Origin of the sequence: Actinomadura sp. NPDC000600 (genome assembly GCF_040492135.1) — a bacterium.
Classification (GTDB): Bacteria; Actinomycetota; Actinomycetes; order Streptosporangiales; family Streptosporangiaceae; genus Spirillospora.
In genome coordinates this window covers 1-14,779 of record NZ_JBEUPD010000024.1, presented here as the reverse complement: position 1 = coordinate 14,779, position 14,779 = coordinate 1, and the positions used below count along the sequence as shown (strand labels likewise).

Annotated in this window: 12 protein-coding genes, 1 tRNA gene, 2 pseudogenes and 1 riboswitch; of the genes and pseudogenes, 9 read left to right on the top strand and 6 right to left on the bottom strand. The window is 69.5% G+C overall.

Going from position 1 to position 14,779, the window contains the following annotated elements; all coding sequences use genetic code 11:
- The first annotated feature begins 5 nt into the window (after positions 1–5).
- A complete protein-coding gene (locus ABWI07_RS29350) occupies positions 6–1,949 on the top strand; it encodes a dynamin family protein (RefSeq protein ID WP_353820462.1) in 1,944 nt (647 codons plus the stop codon).
- Positions 1,950–1,967: 18 nt separating this feature from the next.
- Here the strand turns inward: ABWI07_RS29350 and ABWI07_RS29345 are convergent, their stop codons facing one another.
- Positions 1,968–3,089 (bottom strand): 5'-methylthioadenosine/S-adenosylhomocysteine nucleosidase family protein, encoded by a 1,122-nt coding sequence (locus ABWI07_RS29345; RefSeq protein ID WP_353820461.1) that lies wholly within the window; start codon positions 3,087–3,089, stop codon positions 1,968–1,970.
- Positions 3,090–3,096: 7 nt separating this feature from the next.
- Positions 3,097–3,645 (bottom strand): hypothetical protein, encoded by a 549-nt coding sequence (locus ABWI07_RS29340; RefSeq protein ID WP_353820459.1) that lies wholly within the window; start codon positions 3,643–3,645, stop codon positions 3,097–3,099.
- Positions 3,646–4,383: 738 nt separating this feature from the next.
- On the opposite strand from ABWI07_RS29340, the pseudogene ABWI07_RS29335 reads away from it, so the two are divergent.
- Positions 4,384–5,598 (top strand): annotated as a pseudogene (locus ABWI07_RS29335) (IS110 family RNA-guided transposase).
- A 14-nt stretch (positions 5,599–5,612) separates the two neighbouring features.
- On the opposite strand, the pseudogene ABWI07_RS29330 reads toward ABWI07_RS29335, so the two are convergent.
- Positions 5,613–5,702, bottom strand: a pseudogene (locus ABWI07_RS29330) (transposase); the annotation flags it as partial.
- 696 nt (positions 5,703–6,398) lie between these two features.
- Here ABWI07_RS29330 and ABWI07_RS29325 point away from each other — a divergent pair.
- Both ABWI07_RS29325 and ABWI07_RS29320 read left to right on the top strand, forming a co-directional pair.
- Positions 6,399–6,731, top strand: a complete 333-nt coding sequence (locus ABWI07_RS29325; protein ID WP_353820458.1) for a hypothetical protein — start codon at positions 6,399–6,401, stop codon at positions 6,729–6,731.
- 54 nt (positions 6,732–6,785) lie between these two features.
- The gene (locus tag ABWI07_RS29320; protein WP_353820457.1) at positions 6,786–8,567 is read left to right on the top strand and encodes a relaxase/mobilization nuclease domain-containing protein; all 1,782 of its coding nucleotides are present in this window, start codon (positions 6,786–6,788) and stop codon (positions 8,565–8,567) included.
- A gap of 65 nt (positions 8,568–8,632) precedes the next feature.
- On the opposite strand, the gene ABWI07_RS29315 is transcribed toward ABWI07_RS29320, so the two are convergent.
- Together ABWI07_RS29315 and ABWI07_RS29310 are read right to left on the bottom strand one after the other, a co-directional pair.
- Positions 8,633–8,815 carry a hypothetical protein gene (locus ABWI07_RS29315; RefSeq protein ID WP_353820456.1) on the bottom strand — a complete coding sequence of 61 codons (183 nt, stop codon included), beginning with the start codon at positions 8,813–8,815 and terminating at the stop codon, positions 8,633–8,635.
- 67 nt (positions 8,816–8,882) lie between these two features.
- Positions 8,883–9,275, bottom strand: a complete 393-nt coding sequence (locus ABWI07_RS29310) for an ATP-binding protein (RefSeq protein WP_353820455.1) — start codon at positions 9,273–9,275, stop codon at positions 8,883–8,885.
- Positions 9,276–9,429: 154 nt separating this feature from the next.
- Here ABWI07_RS29310 and ABWI07_RS29305 point away from each other — a divergent pair, with 154 nt between their 5' ends.
- Both ABWI07_RS29305 and ABWI07_RS29300 read left to right on the top strand, forming a co-directional pair.
- Complete coding sequence (locus ABWI07_RS29305; RefSeq protein ID WP_353820454.1) at positions 9,430–10,212, top strand: helix-turn-helix domain-containing protein; 783 nt, start codon at positions 9,430–9,432, stop codon at positions 10,210–10,212.
- Positions 10,203–10,376: a DUF397 domain-containing protein gene (locus ABWI07_RS29300; RefSeq protein ID WP_353820453.1), complete on the top strand. Its 174-nt coding sequence runs from the start codon at positions 10,203–10,205 to the stop codon at positions 10,374–10,376. The genes ABWI07_RS29305 and ABWI07_RS29300 overlap by 10 nt, the downstream gene beginning before the upstream one ends.
- A gap of 471 nt (positions 10,377–10,847) precedes the next feature.
- On the opposite strand, the gene ABWI07_RS29295 is transcribed toward ABWI07_RS29300, so the two are convergent.
- A tRNA-Pro gene (locus tag ABWI07_RS29295) sits at positions 10,848–10,921 on the bottom strand.
- A gap of 178 nt (positions 10,922–11,099) precedes the next feature.
- Here ABWI07_RS29295 and ABWI07_RS29290 point away from each other — a divergent pair.
- The 3 genes from ABWI07_RS29290 to ABWI07_RS29280 all read left to right on the top strand — a co-directional run.
- Positions 11,100–11,882, top strand: a complete 783-nt coding sequence (locus ABWI07_RS29290) for a hypothetical protein (protein ID WP_353820452.1) — start codon at positions 11,100–11,102, stop codon at positions 11,880–11,882.
- A 183-nt stretch (positions 11,883–12,065) separates the two neighbouring features.
- Positions 12,066–13,958, top strand: coding sequence for a PP2C family protein-serine/threonine phosphatase (locus tag ABWI07_RS29285; protein WP_149264434.1), 1,893 nt, complete (start codon positions 12,066–12,068; stop codon positions 13,956–13,958).
- 485 nt (positions 13,959–14,443) lie between these two features.
- Positions 14,444–14,582, top strand: a riboswitch (cyclic di-AMP (ydaO/yuaA leader).
- 11 nt (positions 14,583–14,593) lie between these two features.
- On the top strand, positions 14,594–14,779 hold a 186-nt coding region (locus ABWI07_RS29280), incomplete at its 3' end, for a hypothetical protein (RefSeq protein ID WP_353820451.1).

Below are 14,779 nucleotides of genomic sequence, written 5' to 3'. Positions count from 1 at the left end.
CGCCGATGTCCACCTCCAATCCCGCCGACGAGACGGTCCGGCGCATCCAGGACTTGGTGCGCGCCACCCTTGAGCTGGGCACCCCGTACCTGTCCGATGAGCGGACCCTGCAAGGGCTGCAAAGCATGGCCAAACGGTGGCGGACGCCCGCCCTCCCGGTCGTCGTCGCCGGGGAAGTTGCGCGGGGCAAGTCCACGCTGATCAACTCGCTGCTCGGCCGGCGGTTGCTGCCCGCCGATTTCCGCCCCACCACCGCCGCCTGGACGCGCGTCCGCGGCGGCCCGGCGCTGGAGGGGCAGGCCATCGTCCAGGAGGCCGGGCAGGTGGTCGCCTGCCCGTTCAATACCGAGGAGGACTTCCGCACCTACATCACCATCGCCGGCGAGGCGCGCTTCCTGGACCGGCACGGCGATGAGGCGCGTGTCCTTTCGGTGAACCTCCAGACACCGGCCGAGATCCTCGACGGCGGCCTCGAACTGATCGACACGCCCGGGGTCGGCGGCCTGTGGGCGGCGCACCGGCAGGCGGCGCTGGCCGCGCTCGCCGAGGCCGACGCCGTGATCTTCGTCCTGAAGCCGGGGGAGCCGATCTCGGCGAGCGAGCGGCGCTTCCTGGCCGAGGCAGTGGAGCGGGTGGAGTCCTGCGTCATCGTGCAGACCCACGGCGACCTGGATCTGGGCTCCCGGGACTGGCTGGCCGAGGACATGGCGACGCTCACCGATGCCGCCGAGTGGGAGGCCCTGCTGGGAGACGCCGCGCGGGCCCGGCGGCTGTGCGTGCTGTTCGACCGGGTCAGGGCCGTCTCCGTCTCGCCCGAGAACGCGCTCGCAGCGCTGGAGTCGGGCGGGGCGGTGCGCCGGGCGCTGCTGGAGACCTCCGGCATCGGCCTACTCCGCGAGATCGTCCAGAAGGAGATCGTGGCGCGCGGAGCGGAACTGCACCGCCGCAACGTGCTGCGGTTGGTGGAACTCGTGCTCGGCGCCGTGGAGTCACGGGCGTCCGACCAGATCGCGTTCCTGTCGGACGAGGGCGAGGCGGCCCGCGCCGTCGAGGAGAGACGGGCCCGGATCTCCCGCTGGGTGGAGCACAACGGCGACCTGTGGCGCAGGGAGTTTGACAATGCCTGCAAGCGGACCCTCGCCGGCCTTCGGGGGATCGCCGACCGGCGGCTGCGGGGGCTGGAGCGGGAGTACGGTCAGCAACTGCCCGACCTGAAGCCCGCGGAGATCGAAGAGCTGGTGCCCCGGCTGATGGCGGAGCCGGAGGAGGCGCTGACCGAGATGGTGCAGTACTCCCGGGCCGAGATCGAGAAGTCCGCGAAGCGGGTGCGGAACCTGATGGCGGAGGGCGGGCTGTCCGGCCCGCTCGAGCGACTGCAGCAAACCAGCGCGGTCTTTGCGCGGCTGCCGGCCGAGGTCAGCGTCGACACGCCGTGGCGGCTCGGCCCGGACGACGCGCGACAGGCCCTGATGGGCGGCATGACCGGCACGGGCATCACCGCCGCCGCAGCCCTCGCCCTCCAGCACGGCGGCTGGCTCGCGTCTTCCACCATCGCCTCCGGCCCGGCCGCGCCGATCGTGGTCCCGTTCCTGATCGGCGGTGCGGTATTCGTCGCGATCAACCAGCAGAAGCGCAAGCGGGTCCGGGCCCGTCAGCTTGCGACGCAGATCCTGAGCGACGTGCGGGACGAGATCACCGACACGGCGCTGCGGACCGCTCGGGACGTGACCCTCGCGACCCATCGCACCGTGGCCGAGCAGATCTCCGAATCCCTCCGGGAGCTTGCGGCCCAGGTGGAGCGGGACCGCGACGACCTGCGCAAGGCCGGTTCTCGGACGCCCGCCGAGCGGCTGGAGGGCATCGCCCGACACGAGGGCGCGCTGGCCGCCGTCCAGGAACTGCTGGCCGAGATGCGGCGCTTGCGCGACTGGGAGGAGAGCCCGGCCTGAGGCGTTCCGCTCGGGACGCTACGCCCCGTCGTCGTCCCCGTCGTCGTCCCCGCCATCCCTGCCGTCATCGAGATTGAGGTCGTCGTAGACATGGGGAAGGTGATGGCCGATGCGCGCGGCTTCGGCTTGATGGTCGACCTCGGAGTCGGCGCCGGAGGATGCGCCGGAGGACGCCGCCCGGTCGTCATCTCCCGGCCCGGTGCCGGGAACGGGCGGCGCGAGCCCTAGGGGCACCACCAGCAGGGACGTCTTTCGCGTTTCGCTCGGAGGCGTCTGCTCTTTCACGACCGGCCGCTGTCGCCAGGGAAACTCGGGGGAGCCGAGGAGGGCGGCCAGCAACTCGGCCGCGTTGCGGGCGGCGTGCCGGCGCCACACGTTCGGCGTCCCGTCCCGGCCGCGCCGGCGATCCTGCTCGCCCTTTCGGGGATCGGCGTGGTCGGACATGCCGCGGACGACCAGGAGGTCGGTGCCGTCCTGCCGGTAGGCGGCCAGCGCGGCGCCCGCGGCCTCCATCTCCACCGCGGCGTACTTACGGTTCCTGGCGAGCAGGAAGCTCTTGAACTGCTCGGCCGCGCTGACGAAGTCGCCCGACGCGAGCGGCCCGACAACATAGTCGGGCCCGGAGCCGCCGGGGTCGGCGCCGTCGTCAAGCATGCGGCGGCGCGCCTCGTCCCGCCACGCCCGGTGGCGCGCCCGGTCCGCGTCCCGGTTGCGGAAGTTGCGGACGAACTCCACGATCTCCGCGGACGGCCGCCACCCCGTGGGCGCGCTCACAAACTCGAAACCGCTGCCGTCGGCCGACGGCACCGCCTTCCCCGCGTTCAGATAGGACTGGATCTCCGAAGCGACGACCACGTCGCCGTATCTCAGATTGTCGTCGAGGATGCCGGCGATGCCGACCACCGCGAGCAGCGGGACGCCGAAGTCGCCGAAGAGCCGCTGTGCCGCCACCGCGGTTGACGGCAACCCCATGTCGAACGAGATCATCGCGACGATCTTGATGTCGGTGCCGGGAACCTGGAACCGGTAGTAGTAGTGCCCGTCGACCTTGAAGTCGCCGAGACGGACGAGCACCTGCTCGACGGCCTCGTACTCCTCCTGGAGCGGGATGATGAGGCCCGCCCGGTACTCGCCGTCCATCGGCCGGTCACCGTCCCTTCCGTAGATCGGCGTAGCGGGCTATCTCGACCGCGAGGACGACGAGCGCGACCACCTCCACGAGGGACACCGTCAGGACCGGGGCCCGCACCGGTCCCTCACACCAGTAGACGACGAGCGCCGCCATCGGGGCGATGAAGAACAGCAACTGGTCGACGGCGAACTGGAGGAGCTTGCGGGACTTCCTCCGGCGGTCGTCGCGGTGCGCGACCTCCCAGCCGAAGGGGGTGTCCAGGCCGTTCACCAGCGCCGCAAGGCGGGGGCTCAGGTCCGTCCGCACATAGCGTCCGATCGCGGAGATCTTCTCGTCGTTGACCAGGTAGGTCCAGCCGAGCAGCAGCGCGACCGGTGGCATGACGACGAGCAACTCGGCGTCGAGGCTCCTGCGCATGGCGCCGCCGACGACCACCGCCATGGATGCCAGCGTCGCGTAAATGAGGTTGTCCCGGAACCCGATGCGGCTCTTCTGCTCGTCCTTGACGCGCTCGTACTCGTTGAGCAGCACGCTCGCGGCAGTGACCTCACCATCTCCAGGCAACGCGCATCCCCATGTTTTCGCCGCCGATAAACCACGACTCCCGCTAGGCCAACATTAGCGCCTTACCGCGCGTAATCCGCCGCCTGGCCGACTATTGCCAGAGCCCCAGCCGATCCGCCGCGCCAATTCCAGGGCTTCGTCCACTTCCAAGATCTCCGAAGGTTCCTGCATAGAGTGCACCACGCGAACAGTCGTCGGGACGCGGTCGAGTGGCCCGGAACCGGCGGACCTCCTGCAGCCACCGCACGTACATCTCCAAATGCGCACGCCGTACCCCCAATGGGTCCAGGCGCCGTTCGGTGCACCAGGCCAGGTACATACGCAGATCCGACTCGGGTCACGTCCACTGGAGTGGTGTAAGAGTTGATCTCCGCGTGAGCCTGTTTCTGCAGGTTAAGCGGTAAGTTCCTGGTTGTCGATCTTGGGGTCGGGTGTGGTTCCGTCGATGACGCGAAGGTGGGCTTTGGCGAGGAATTCCAGGCCCATGTAGCGGGCGGCTCTGGGGCCATTCGTCGGTCCCTAAGGTCGTGGTGTCTGGGGCGGGATGCCCCAGGTGCCCGGGGCGGTGGGGTGTGGCTGATTCGTCGTCTGCCGTTGGGTGGCTTGAGCAGAATGGCCGCCCCGCCGCCCGGGACACCTCGTCCGCTTATTGAGATCTGATGCGTGTCGTCGCTGTTTAGGGACCTGCCGGCGAGGCTGTCCAGGGGGTCGACCTGCGCGAACGGGAGGGCGGGCCGGGTGATGGCTGCAGATGTGGTGCGGGTGGGGGTCAACGCGGGCAAGGCCCGCCATCACGCGGCGGCCGTCGCGACCGACGGTGAGTTGCTGTGGTCAATGAGGGTCGTCAATGACCAGCAGGCGATCGAGGAGCTGATCAACCAGACCGCCGACACAAGCGCGGAGGTGCGCTGGGCGGTGGATCCGACCAGCGCAGCAGCGGTATTGCTGTTGGCGATGCTGCTCACCACCGGGCAGAAGGTCGTCTATGTGCCGGGCCGGACGGTGAACCGAATGGCCGGGGCGTTCCGCGGTGAGGGCAAGACCGATGCCAAGGATGCCCGGATCACCGCTGAGACCGCGCGGATGCGGCACCGCGACCTGATCGAGGTCGCCGCTCCCGACGAATTGGTGGTCGAGTTGAGTCGGCTGACCTCGCACCGGGCCGACCTGTCAGCCGACTGGGCCCGCGGAGTCAATCGCCTGCGGGAACTGCTGACCAGCATCTTCCCCGCGTTGGAGCGGATGCTCGACTACGCGACCCGCTCGGCACGACCCTGGTCGCCGGCTATTGCACCCCGGCGGACTTCCGGGAGGCCGGAGCAGACGAGTTTGCTGAGTACCTGGCCGAACACGGGGTCAGGAGCAACAAGATCTCCTCGATGGTCGCCGGGGCACTGGACGCCGCCGCCCACCAGGACGTCGTCTTGCCCGGTGAGGCGACGACAGTGATCCTGGTGAAAAGTCTGGCCCGTCGGCTCTTGGACCTGGATCGGGCGATCAGGGACACCACCAAGCTGATCGCCGGACGGTTCCGCGCCCATCCGCAGGCTGAGATCATCGAGAGCCTTCCCGGCATGGGCCCCATCCTGGGCGCGGAGTTCATCGTCGCCACCGGTGGTGAGGTGTTGGCGGCCTTCGCCAGTCCCGGGCACCTGGCCTCCTACGCGGGTCTGGTGCCGGTTCCCAAAGACTCGGGCCGGGTCAGCGGCAATCTCCGCCGCCCCAACCGCTATAACCGAGCGCTGCGCCGGGTGTTCTATATGGCGGCGCTGTCCAGCATCAAAGCCGACGGCCCGTCGAAAGCCTTCTACCAGCGGAAACGTGGCGAGAACCGCATCCACCCCCAGGCACTGCTCGCCCCTGGCCAGACGCCTGGTCGATGTGCTGTGGGCACTGCTCTGTGACAACCGGACCTTCACCCCAGCACCACCTATCAGCACTGCTGCGGCTTGACACAACCCATTGAGATTCTGCTCCATCAGCACGGCGCCGACGAGGCGGACGATCGCGGCGCGGTCGGGGAAGATGCCGACCACGTCGGTGCGCCGCCGGATCTCCTAATTGTCCACGGCCATCGCGTTCCTCTCCTTCTGATCTTGGTCGACTCGAAGGATGGCGCGATGGCCGTCTCACGCCACGACGCCACGCCCTCTAACCAGGTCAAACTCATACACCACCTCCGTGGACGCAACCCCCGCGGCCAGGCGTCGATCTACTGCGGGCTCCAGTCCAACTCCAGTGCCCGGCAGGATTCGAACCAGCGACCGTCGGATTGGAAGACCGGAGACCGGCGCGTCAACGCTGTAGACCTCGGCCGTGGGAAAGCTGCGACGCGCCGGTCGTGAAGTTGGTGCTTGGTCTTCGGCTCCCTCACTATACGAGGGATCAACTATAGAATCTTGCAGCGGATTTCATTAACTTTGATCTCTGTCATGTGAGGGTCGGACGGGGTGGCGGCCCGTCGCTGTGTGCGGATCCGCCGCTGGAGGCCCCGGTGCGAAGCCTCGATCAGAGTCGGCAGTCAGGCGACGAGACCGATGCCGTCATGGTCTCGTCGGCCTTCGCCGTGGTGGAGCAAGTAATAGGCAACGTTCATTTGTGTGGTTGGACCGGGCGCGGTCCAACCAGGGCGGAGGGGATCGGGCGCGATCCCCGAGGGGGTGGGGCATACGGCCGAGGTGGGTGAGTCGGGGTCGGGTTCGGGGGTGCCGCGGAGGCGGCGTTCGGTTCGGTCGCCGCAGCGGAGTCGGTCGGTGAGGATTGCGCTGTCGGAGCAGGAGTATGCGGTTTTGGCGGCTGCGGCGGCGTACGAGGGGTTGGCGCTGGGGGCGTTCGCTGCGCAGGCGAGTCTGGCGGCGGCGCAGGGACGGGTGGTTTCGGAGTACGCCGTGGTGCGGGAGGCGCTGGCGGCGGTGTTGTTCGCTGCCGGGCAGGTGCAGCGGGTCGGTGTGAATCTCAATCAGGCTGTTGCGGCGTTGCATTCTGGTGAGCTGGTTGAGCAGCTTCGCTGGTATGCCCAGGCGGCGGCGCGCAGCATTGACCGACTCGATGAGCTGGCTCAGGAGTTGCGGCATCGGCTCCCTTGAGCGGTCGGCCGGGGGCCGTGGGTGATCGGGAAGATCCGTCGCGGAGAGCGTGTCATGGGGCTGCTGCGCTACCTGTACGGTCCTGGCCGGCACGAGGAGCATCGCGATCCGCATGTGGTGGCGGGTTTCCGGAGCCCGCCGGAGTTGGAGCCTGGGGTGCGGGCGGATGGCAGTCGGGATTTTCGGCGTTTGGACGCGTTGCTCACGCAGCCGTTGGCGTTGCTGGGGGAGCAGAACTATCGGCAACCGGTGTGGCATCTACCGTTGCGGGCGGCGCCCGAGGACCCGGTCATGTCCGATCGGCAGTGGGAGCGGATCGCTCATGAGGTGATGGACCGGGTCGGGCTTGCTCCGGACGGGGACTTTGGCGCGGTTCGGTGGGTGGCGGTCCGGCATGCCGCCGACCATGTCCATATCGTGGTGACCTTGGCGCGCCAGGACGGCGGTCGGCCCGATGTGTGGAACGACGGCTACCGCGTCCGGGACGCTTGCCGCTCGGTCGAGCGGCGGTACGGGTTGCGGCGGACGGCTCCGGCGGACCGGACGGCGGCGCGGCGGCCGAGCCGAGGCGAGATCGAGAAAGCCGTCCGCCACGGCCGGCCGCTACCGTCCCGCACGCTTCTGCGCCGCAAAGTCCAGACGGCGGCGGCCGGGGCGAGCAGCGAAGCCGAGTTCTTCCGGCGGCTGCGTGATGAGGGTGTCCTGGTCCGCCAGCGTTTCAGCGAGCGGACGGCCGGCGAGATGACCGGCTACGCCGTCGCCCTCCCCGACGATCTGAACAGCGATGGGCAGCCTGTGTGGTTCGGCGGAGGGAAGCTCGCTGCCGACCTCACTCTGCCCAAGCTTCGCCGCCGGTGGACGGGCGCGGCCGGGCTCGTCCACGCGTCGTCCCCGGTCTGTCTGCTGGACGGACGGCATCTGTCCGAGCGGACAAGACGAGCCGTGCTGCGGACGGCCGTCCGCCGCGCGGCGGACGAGTCGGCGACGACCAACGAGTTCCTCGACCGGCTTCGGGGTGAGGGGCTTCTGGTCAAGCTGCGCTACAGCCAGACCGTTCACGGGCAGATCACTGGCTACGCCGTCGCTTTCGCTGCTGAACACGATGGTCATGAGCCGACGTGGTATCCCGGCAGCCGTCTTGCCGATGACCTGTCGCTGTCCCGTCTCCGCCAGCGTTGGGCCTCTCCTGCCGCGTACCGCCAGTCGGCTGCTGGCCAGGATGAGTTGACATCGGAGGAACGCCAGGCGTTCTACGACGATGCGGCCCGTGCCGCGGCCTTTGCCACCGCCCAGATTCGGCGACACCTTGTCACTAACCCGCATGCTGCGCAGGACGCCTGCTGGGCAGCCTCGGACGCGCTCCACGTCGCAGCCAGAGTTACCGGCAACCGTCACCTCCACCGCGCCGCCGATGCCTACGACCGCGCGGCCCGCGCCCCCTACGGCCGTATCCCCACCCCGACTCCGGCAGGCAATGCGCTGCGCACCACAGCCCGCCTGCTCGCGCTCACCGGCACGGCGAAGGAGCGAACGGTGGTGTCGATGATGCTGCTCGTTGCCAACTTCATCAGCCTGCTCGACACCATTGCTCAGCTGCGCAGCCTCCAGGAACGTCACGCCCAGGCCGACGCTGCTCGAAGAGCCGCCGCGCATACTCGAAAAGCACGCCCAGCAGGCGGCGCTCCCTCACCTCCACCGGCTGGCCCGAGCGCGCAAGCGCGCCTGGCTATGGCCGCCTTCCCGAACGCCTGGGCTCCGCTGCCGCAGGATGCACAGAGCAGATCAGCGCCGTCGGCTCCTCCGGGTCCAGTGCGCTCTGGTCGTCGACGTCCGTGATCGAACGGCTTGAACGCGCGGTCTGCCAGCACTCGCCGCATGGAGGGGCTCCTCACACCAGTCGGTCATTTCCGCTCTTCGAGCTGGCGGAAGGCGCGCTCGAAGGCTTCTGGGTCGGCGGTGTGGAGGAGGTCCATCAACCCGTCCAGGTCGGACGCCGAGATCAAGACGCGCCCCGTCGCCCTCCAGATGCCCTCTCGATCCAGCGTGATCGACCATTCAGGGAAGAGGTACTGCAGTAGCAGCAACGTAACTCGCATCGTTTCCTCACACGGAGCGTGGCCCCTGGCTCCTCGTGTCGGGGGCATCGCAGCGTCAGGGCAGCTTGGCCCAGACGACCTTGCCGCCGCCGGTGAGGCGCTTGACTCCCCACTCGTGCACGAGCTCCGCCAGGAGCTGGAGGCCACGGCCGGAGGTGGCGGCGTAGTCCTGAGGCTGGACGGCGGGGTGGCCCGTGCCGGTGTCCGATACCTCGATCACCGGCCGCCCATCGTCCGGGTCGAGGAAGAGCCGAACGACGATCGGGCCTTCGCCGTGCTTGTAGGCGTTCGTGGTCAGCTCGCAGACCACGAGACGGCCCGTGTAGTCGTCGGTGTTGCCCCAGCGGGCGAACTGTTCGGCGAGGAACCGGCGTGCGAGGCGCGGCGCCTGATCGGTGGAAACGAGGACGATCGTCGGGACTTCAGGAGTTTGCGGTGCTGCGGACATCGGCACGACCTTCGCTGGCCACTGACGGGTTCGAGTAACTCGCTGCACAGCCTTAACTCCGCCGCGTAGCGTTACCACCGAAGCGCCCCAGCACACACGTGGCGCTGTCGATCGCTGGTAGGTGGGTTCCCCTCGCTCACGTGGAGGCGAAGCAGTGGCCGCACGCAAACCGACATCCAAGACCGTCGCCTTCGGCGCAGAGGTCACGCGCCTCCGCGAGGAAGCGGGACTCAATCGGACGGAGCTCGCCGCACGGACGGCGGTCACCCGGAGCTACATCTCCCAGGTCGAGTCCGGGCGCACCAAGTGCCGTAGGGACTTCGCCGAACGGATGGACAAGGGACTGGACTCGGGCACGGCCCTGGTCGATGCATGGGACGAACTTCTGCGTTCCAGCAGCTACCCGAAGTTCTTCGCGGACTTCCCCCGCGCCGAGGCGTCCGCTGACTCGCTGCGCGCGTTCGAGACCAGGATCGTCTACGGGCTCCTCCAGACCGAGCCGTACGCCAGAGTGATCCTCGGCAACGATGAAGCCGTCCTCGACCGGCTGCGGCGCCAGAGCGTCCTCACCAAGCCGAACGCCCCCACCGTGTTCGTCGTGATGGACGAGTCCGTTCTTCTTCGTGAGGTCGGGTCGCCAGAGATCATGCGCGAGCAGTTGGAGCATCTGATCGAGATGTCGGAGTGTGAGAACGTCACGATTCAGATCGCTCCGATCGGCTACCAGCGAGATGCTCGGGCCGCCTTCACCATTGCCACGCAACCCGACCGCAGCGAGGTCGTGTACATCGAGAGCAGTGTCGGCGGCGAGACCAGCGTGGAGCCGAAAGACCTCACGATCGCCAGCGAGATCTTCAGTAGGCTTCAAGCGGAGGCGCTTTCGCCGAAGGCGTCGGTCGAGCTGATGCGGAAGGTTGTGAGGGAGCGATGGACGTGACCTGGCGCAAGTCGTCGCGCAGCGGTGAGGCCGGAGACAACTGCGTCGAACTGGCCGACCTCGGCGAGGCCGTGGGCATCCGCGACAGCAAGGACCCGGCCGGCGCCAAGTTCACCCTGCGCCGCGACGAGTTCGCGAGCCTCGTGGCGGTTCTGAAGCGCTAACGCCCGGACATGGCACCGAGGAAGCCCCGGCCCGAGAGGGACCGGGGCTTCTTTCTGTCTGCCTTCTGCAAGCCCACGCCGTAAGCAGGCGCCGCGAGGCTTCGTTGCTGATCGACGGGCAGAGCGTGCGGCTCGGCGCCGGGACAGGGCCGGAGGCAGCCCAGGGCTCTTGGACGGGTTCCAAGGAAGAGTCCGGTCGCCATGAGATGACCTTGCGGTGCCGATCGGCGGGGGAGGCCCGTCTGGTCATCGGGGACTTGGTTGATCGCAGGTCGCCGATGGGCAGACGGCCAGGTGCCAGGACGTGTGAACATCCGGTGGGCAGGAGCGGTCGGATGCCGGTCTTCCTGGTCCCGTGTGAACCGGTCGAGTGCCGCTCGCGGCGGCCGGGTTCGCTAACGAACGGCTAACAAACGATCAAGAGGCCGGTTCTCCGTGGTGGAGAAACGGCCTCTGAGCTGGTCTTTCTTGTCGGGACGGCGGGATTTGAACCCACGACCCCTTGACCCCCAGTCAAGTGCGCTGCCAAACTGCGCTACGTCCCGGTGCCTGGTGGAGCAGGCGTGAATTACTGTAGCGCAGTCTGCGGGGTCGTGCGTACCGAGATACGGGTGCGCGGATCTCTGGTAGGCAGGCCGGATGGTGCGGTTGCGGGTGGTGCTGGCCGGGGTCGTGGGCCTCGGGCTGGTGTGCGGGTGCGGGGACGGTGGAGGGGCTCGGCCGGTGAGCAGCGGTAGCCCTGAGCCGCGGGTGTCGGTGACGCCTTCCAAGGCGCCGGTCGTGCGGGTGCCGGCGGGGGTGCGGGCCTCGTACGAGGTCTTTGATCGTGCCGCCGGGCGGGTGGTGGTGGCGCGGGCGACGCGGCGGACCTTCCGGTCGGCCTCGGTGGTGAAGATCCTCATCGCGCTGGACTACATGGATCGGCACGCGGTTTCGGCGGCCGATCGGCGGTTGCTCGTGCCGATGCTGCGGTCGAGCGACGACGCGGCGGCCACGGAGTTCTGGCGGCGGGGCGGGCAGGGGCGGATCATCGAGCGGATGGTGCGGAAGGTGGGGTTGGAGGACACTGCGCCGCCCCCTGCTGAGAAGCCCGGCTTCTGGGGGTATACGGCGCTCAGCGCGCGGGACGTGGTGCGGATGTACCGGTATCTCCTGGACGAGGCGCCGGAGGCGCAGCGGGAGTTCGTCCTGGAGCAGTTGCGGAGGTCGACGCCGTGCGGGACGGACGGGTTCGACCAGACGTTCGGGATTCCGCGGGCCTTGATGCGGCCGTGGGCCGTCAAGCAGGGGTGGTCCGGGTTCGGGGAGACGCCGGCGGAGCCGTGCCGGGGCGTGCGGCCGGCGGCGTGGGGGCCCGACCTGGGGCTGGGGCGGCCGGTGCTGCACACGACGGGGGTCGTGGGGGACAGGATCGTGGTGGTGCTGACCCTGCACCCGGCGGGCACGTCGTTCCGGACGGCGACGGCGCGGATCACCTCGCTGACCAGGCAGGTCGCGAGGGTGTGACGCGGGTCACAGGGCGGGGAACGGTTCCCTCTCCAGAGGGTCACCGGAAGCGGTCGAGTCCGGGCGGGAACGGAAAACCCGGGCAAAGATATGCCCTCCTTATGAAGAGATGGGCGAATAGTCCCTCACTGACGTATGTAGCTTTTTTCTCCCAGAGGCATGTGACGCCGAACGGGGGACAGGTTGGCGGAAGCGGAGGGCGCCCAGCCCGGGGTCCACGTCGCGGACGTGGAGGACCTGCGGGGCGCGGCACACGACCGCGCGGTGCTGGCCGAGGCGCGGGTCGTGCTGGCCCGCCGGCTCGGCGTTCCGCCGGGTGAGGCCCTGCAGCACCTGATCTGGCTCGCGCGCGACCTCGACATGGACCTGGCCGAGGCGGCGTCCCTCCTGGTCAAGGACGGGGGCGGCGGGCCGGTCGGGGCCGTGGTGGCGGGGCGGCGGGCGCCGCGCACCGAGGAGGTCCCGGCGGAGCGCCAGGCGGTGCTGTCGGAGGCCGAGGACGTGCTGCGCCGGGTGACGGCCGAGGACACCGCGGGGGACGCGGAGATCCTGGCGCGGGTGCCCGACGACCCGGCGGCGAAGGCGGTGCTGGACGGGGCGCTCGACTCGGCGGCCCATCTGGTCCCGGTGCGGGGGCCGGACGGCAACGTGGCCGACTTCCTGTTCGCGGAGCTCAACGGCGTCGCCAGGGACATGTTCGGGCGCGGCCCGGAGGAGCTGACCGGGCTGCGGCTGCTGCGGACGGACCCGGGCGCGGTGCTCAGCGGCCTGTTCGACGACTACGTCGAGGTGCTGGAGTCCGGGACGCGGCTGGAGCGCCCCTCGATCCAGTACTCGACGGCCCAGCGCGGCCTGTCCCGCTCGTCGCGGATGAGCGTCCGGTGCGTCCGGGTGCCGACCGGCGTGTGCGTGACCTGGCGGTACCACCTGGCCGAGGACCGGATCGCGCGGCGGCTGGAGCGGGTCGAGCGGCTCGCCCTGATCGGGTTCGGGGAGTGGGACCTCGCGACGGGGGAGGCGGACTGGACGCCGCAGATGCTGGCGAACTACGGCCTCGCCCCCGACGAGGTGCCGCCGGTGCCGCACGACCTGCCGAAGGTCGTGGCGGACGACGACCTTCCGCTGGTCGAGGAGGCCGTCCAGACGATGTTCTCGCGGCGCGAGCCGGTCGAGGCGGAGCACCGGGTGATCGGCCACGACGGGACGCCGCGCCACCTGTGGGTGTTCGCCGAGCCGGTGCTCGGCGAGTCCGGGCTGCCCGTCTCGATCAACATCGTGTCGCAGGACATCACCCGGCGGCGCGGGGTGGAGCGGGCGCTGGCCGAGACCCGGCGGCAGATGCTGCGGCAGCAGGCGCGGACGGCGCAGGAGCGGCGCGTGGCGGTGACGCTGCGGCGGGCCATCCTGCCGGACGAGAACGAGATCGAGCAGCTGCCGGGCCTGTGCACCTCGATCCGCAGCATGGCGGCGGAGAGCACGGCCCGCATCGGCGGCGACTGGTTCGCGACCCGGACGCTGCAGGACGGGCGGGCGATGTTCGCCATCGGGGACGCGGCCGGGCACGGCCTGCCGGCTGCGGCGGCGATGGCGCGGACCCGCAACGGCCTGCTGGGGCTCGCCTGTACGGGTGAGCGGGCCGGGCGGCTGGTCGGCTGGCTGAACGAGCTGATCGGCGCCATGGACCCGCCCGCGACGGGCACCGCGATCGTCGCCCACTACGACCCGTCGCGGCACGTCCTCGAATGGACGTGCGCGGGCCACCCGCCGCCGATCCTGGTGCGGGACGGCCGGGCGGCGCCGCTGGAGGTCGTCCGCGACCCGATGCTCGGCGCCATGCCCGGCTGGGAGTACACGACGATCACCACCCGGCTCCACCCGGGCGACATGCTCTTCCTGTACACCGACGGCCTGGTCGAGCGCAGGGACGCCGACCTGGACGAGCGGATCGTCCGCCTCACCCGGATCCTGCGGGAGAGCTCCATGCGCCCCGATCTGGTGCTGGACGAGGTGCTGGGGCGGATGGAGCACGACCGGGCGGCGGACGACACCACGCTCTTCGCGGTCTACGTGGTGTGACCGTCCGCGCCCCGCGGTGACGAACGGCACCGCTGACCAGCGAAGATCGCTGTGTGTGATGTACGCCTCACTCGGAGGGCGGGGAGAGGGCCTCCGGCGGCGCGGCCAGGCCCGCCGGCCGCCCCTTTTCGATCTTCTTTACCTTTTCCGAGAGAACCGGTAAGCCCGTCGGGCAAAGGGGTGCGGGGCACTCCGACAAAGATCGGGAAGACGCGGCGGGGTGCCGGTGTTGGGAGTCCCTTGGAAGGGCTTTGAGCAGGCAAGACTTTACTTTATGCCTGGTTTGCTTTTCTTGGGATGGTTGGTACGTTCGATCCCGAATCACGCAGCGCGTCCCATGCGTTGCCACCGGCCGCACCATGCGCGGCCGAGGATCGCGGAGCGGTATCCGCACGCGATGCGCGCCAGGTGATGCGCGCCCCCTCATAAAGATCAGCCAGCAGAACATCCGTATACCGGCACCGCGTCCGCGGTGCGAGGCCGAGTCCGTCCGGTCGCAGAGACCGGAACGGAGCCGGGGACCCACGTTTCTGGGGTGAATCGGCGCGCCCGAGAGTCGCGCCGTAGGGCTGCTTCCATGCCCGAATCCGTCAGCTAACCCGGTAGGCGCCATGGAAGACAAGGAGATTCCCTGCATGTCCGGTCGCTTTGATCGTCTTTCGCTCGACCGCTTCACGTCCGAGGACAAGGCCCTCGGCATCGCCGCAGGCGCCGTCCTGGCGGGCGCGGTCGGGCTCTCGGTGCTCAACCCCCTCGCCGGCGGCCGCGCGGCCGCCCAGGCCCCCCCCCCCCCGCCGGCGGGGGGGCCCGAGGGCGCCCGT

What these genes read in the sequence shown, in the direction of transcription:
- ABWI07_RS29345 (WP_353820461.1), bottom strand. Translation starts at nt 3,089, where the DNA reads ATGGACGGCGAGTACCGGGCGGGCCTCATCATCCCGCTCCAGGAGGAG.
- ABWI07_RS29300 (WP_353820453.1), top strand. Translation starts at nt 10,203, where the DNA reads ATGGACGTGACCTGGCGCAAGTCGTCGCGCAGCGGTGAGGCCGGAGAC.
- ABWI07_RS29320 (WP_353820457.1), top strand. Translation starts at nt 6,786, where the DNA reads ATGGGGCTGCTGCGCTACCTGTACGGTCCTGGCCGGCACGAGGAGCAT.
- ABWI07_RS29350 (WP_353820462.1), top strand. Translation starts at nt 6, where the DNA reads ATGTCCACCTCCAATCCCGCCGACGAGACGGTCCGGCGCATCCAGGAC.
- ABWI07_RS29310 (WP_353820455.1), bottom strand. Translation starts at nt 9,275, where the DNA reads ATGTCCGCAGCACCGCAAACTCCTGAAGTCCCGACGATCGTCCTCGTT.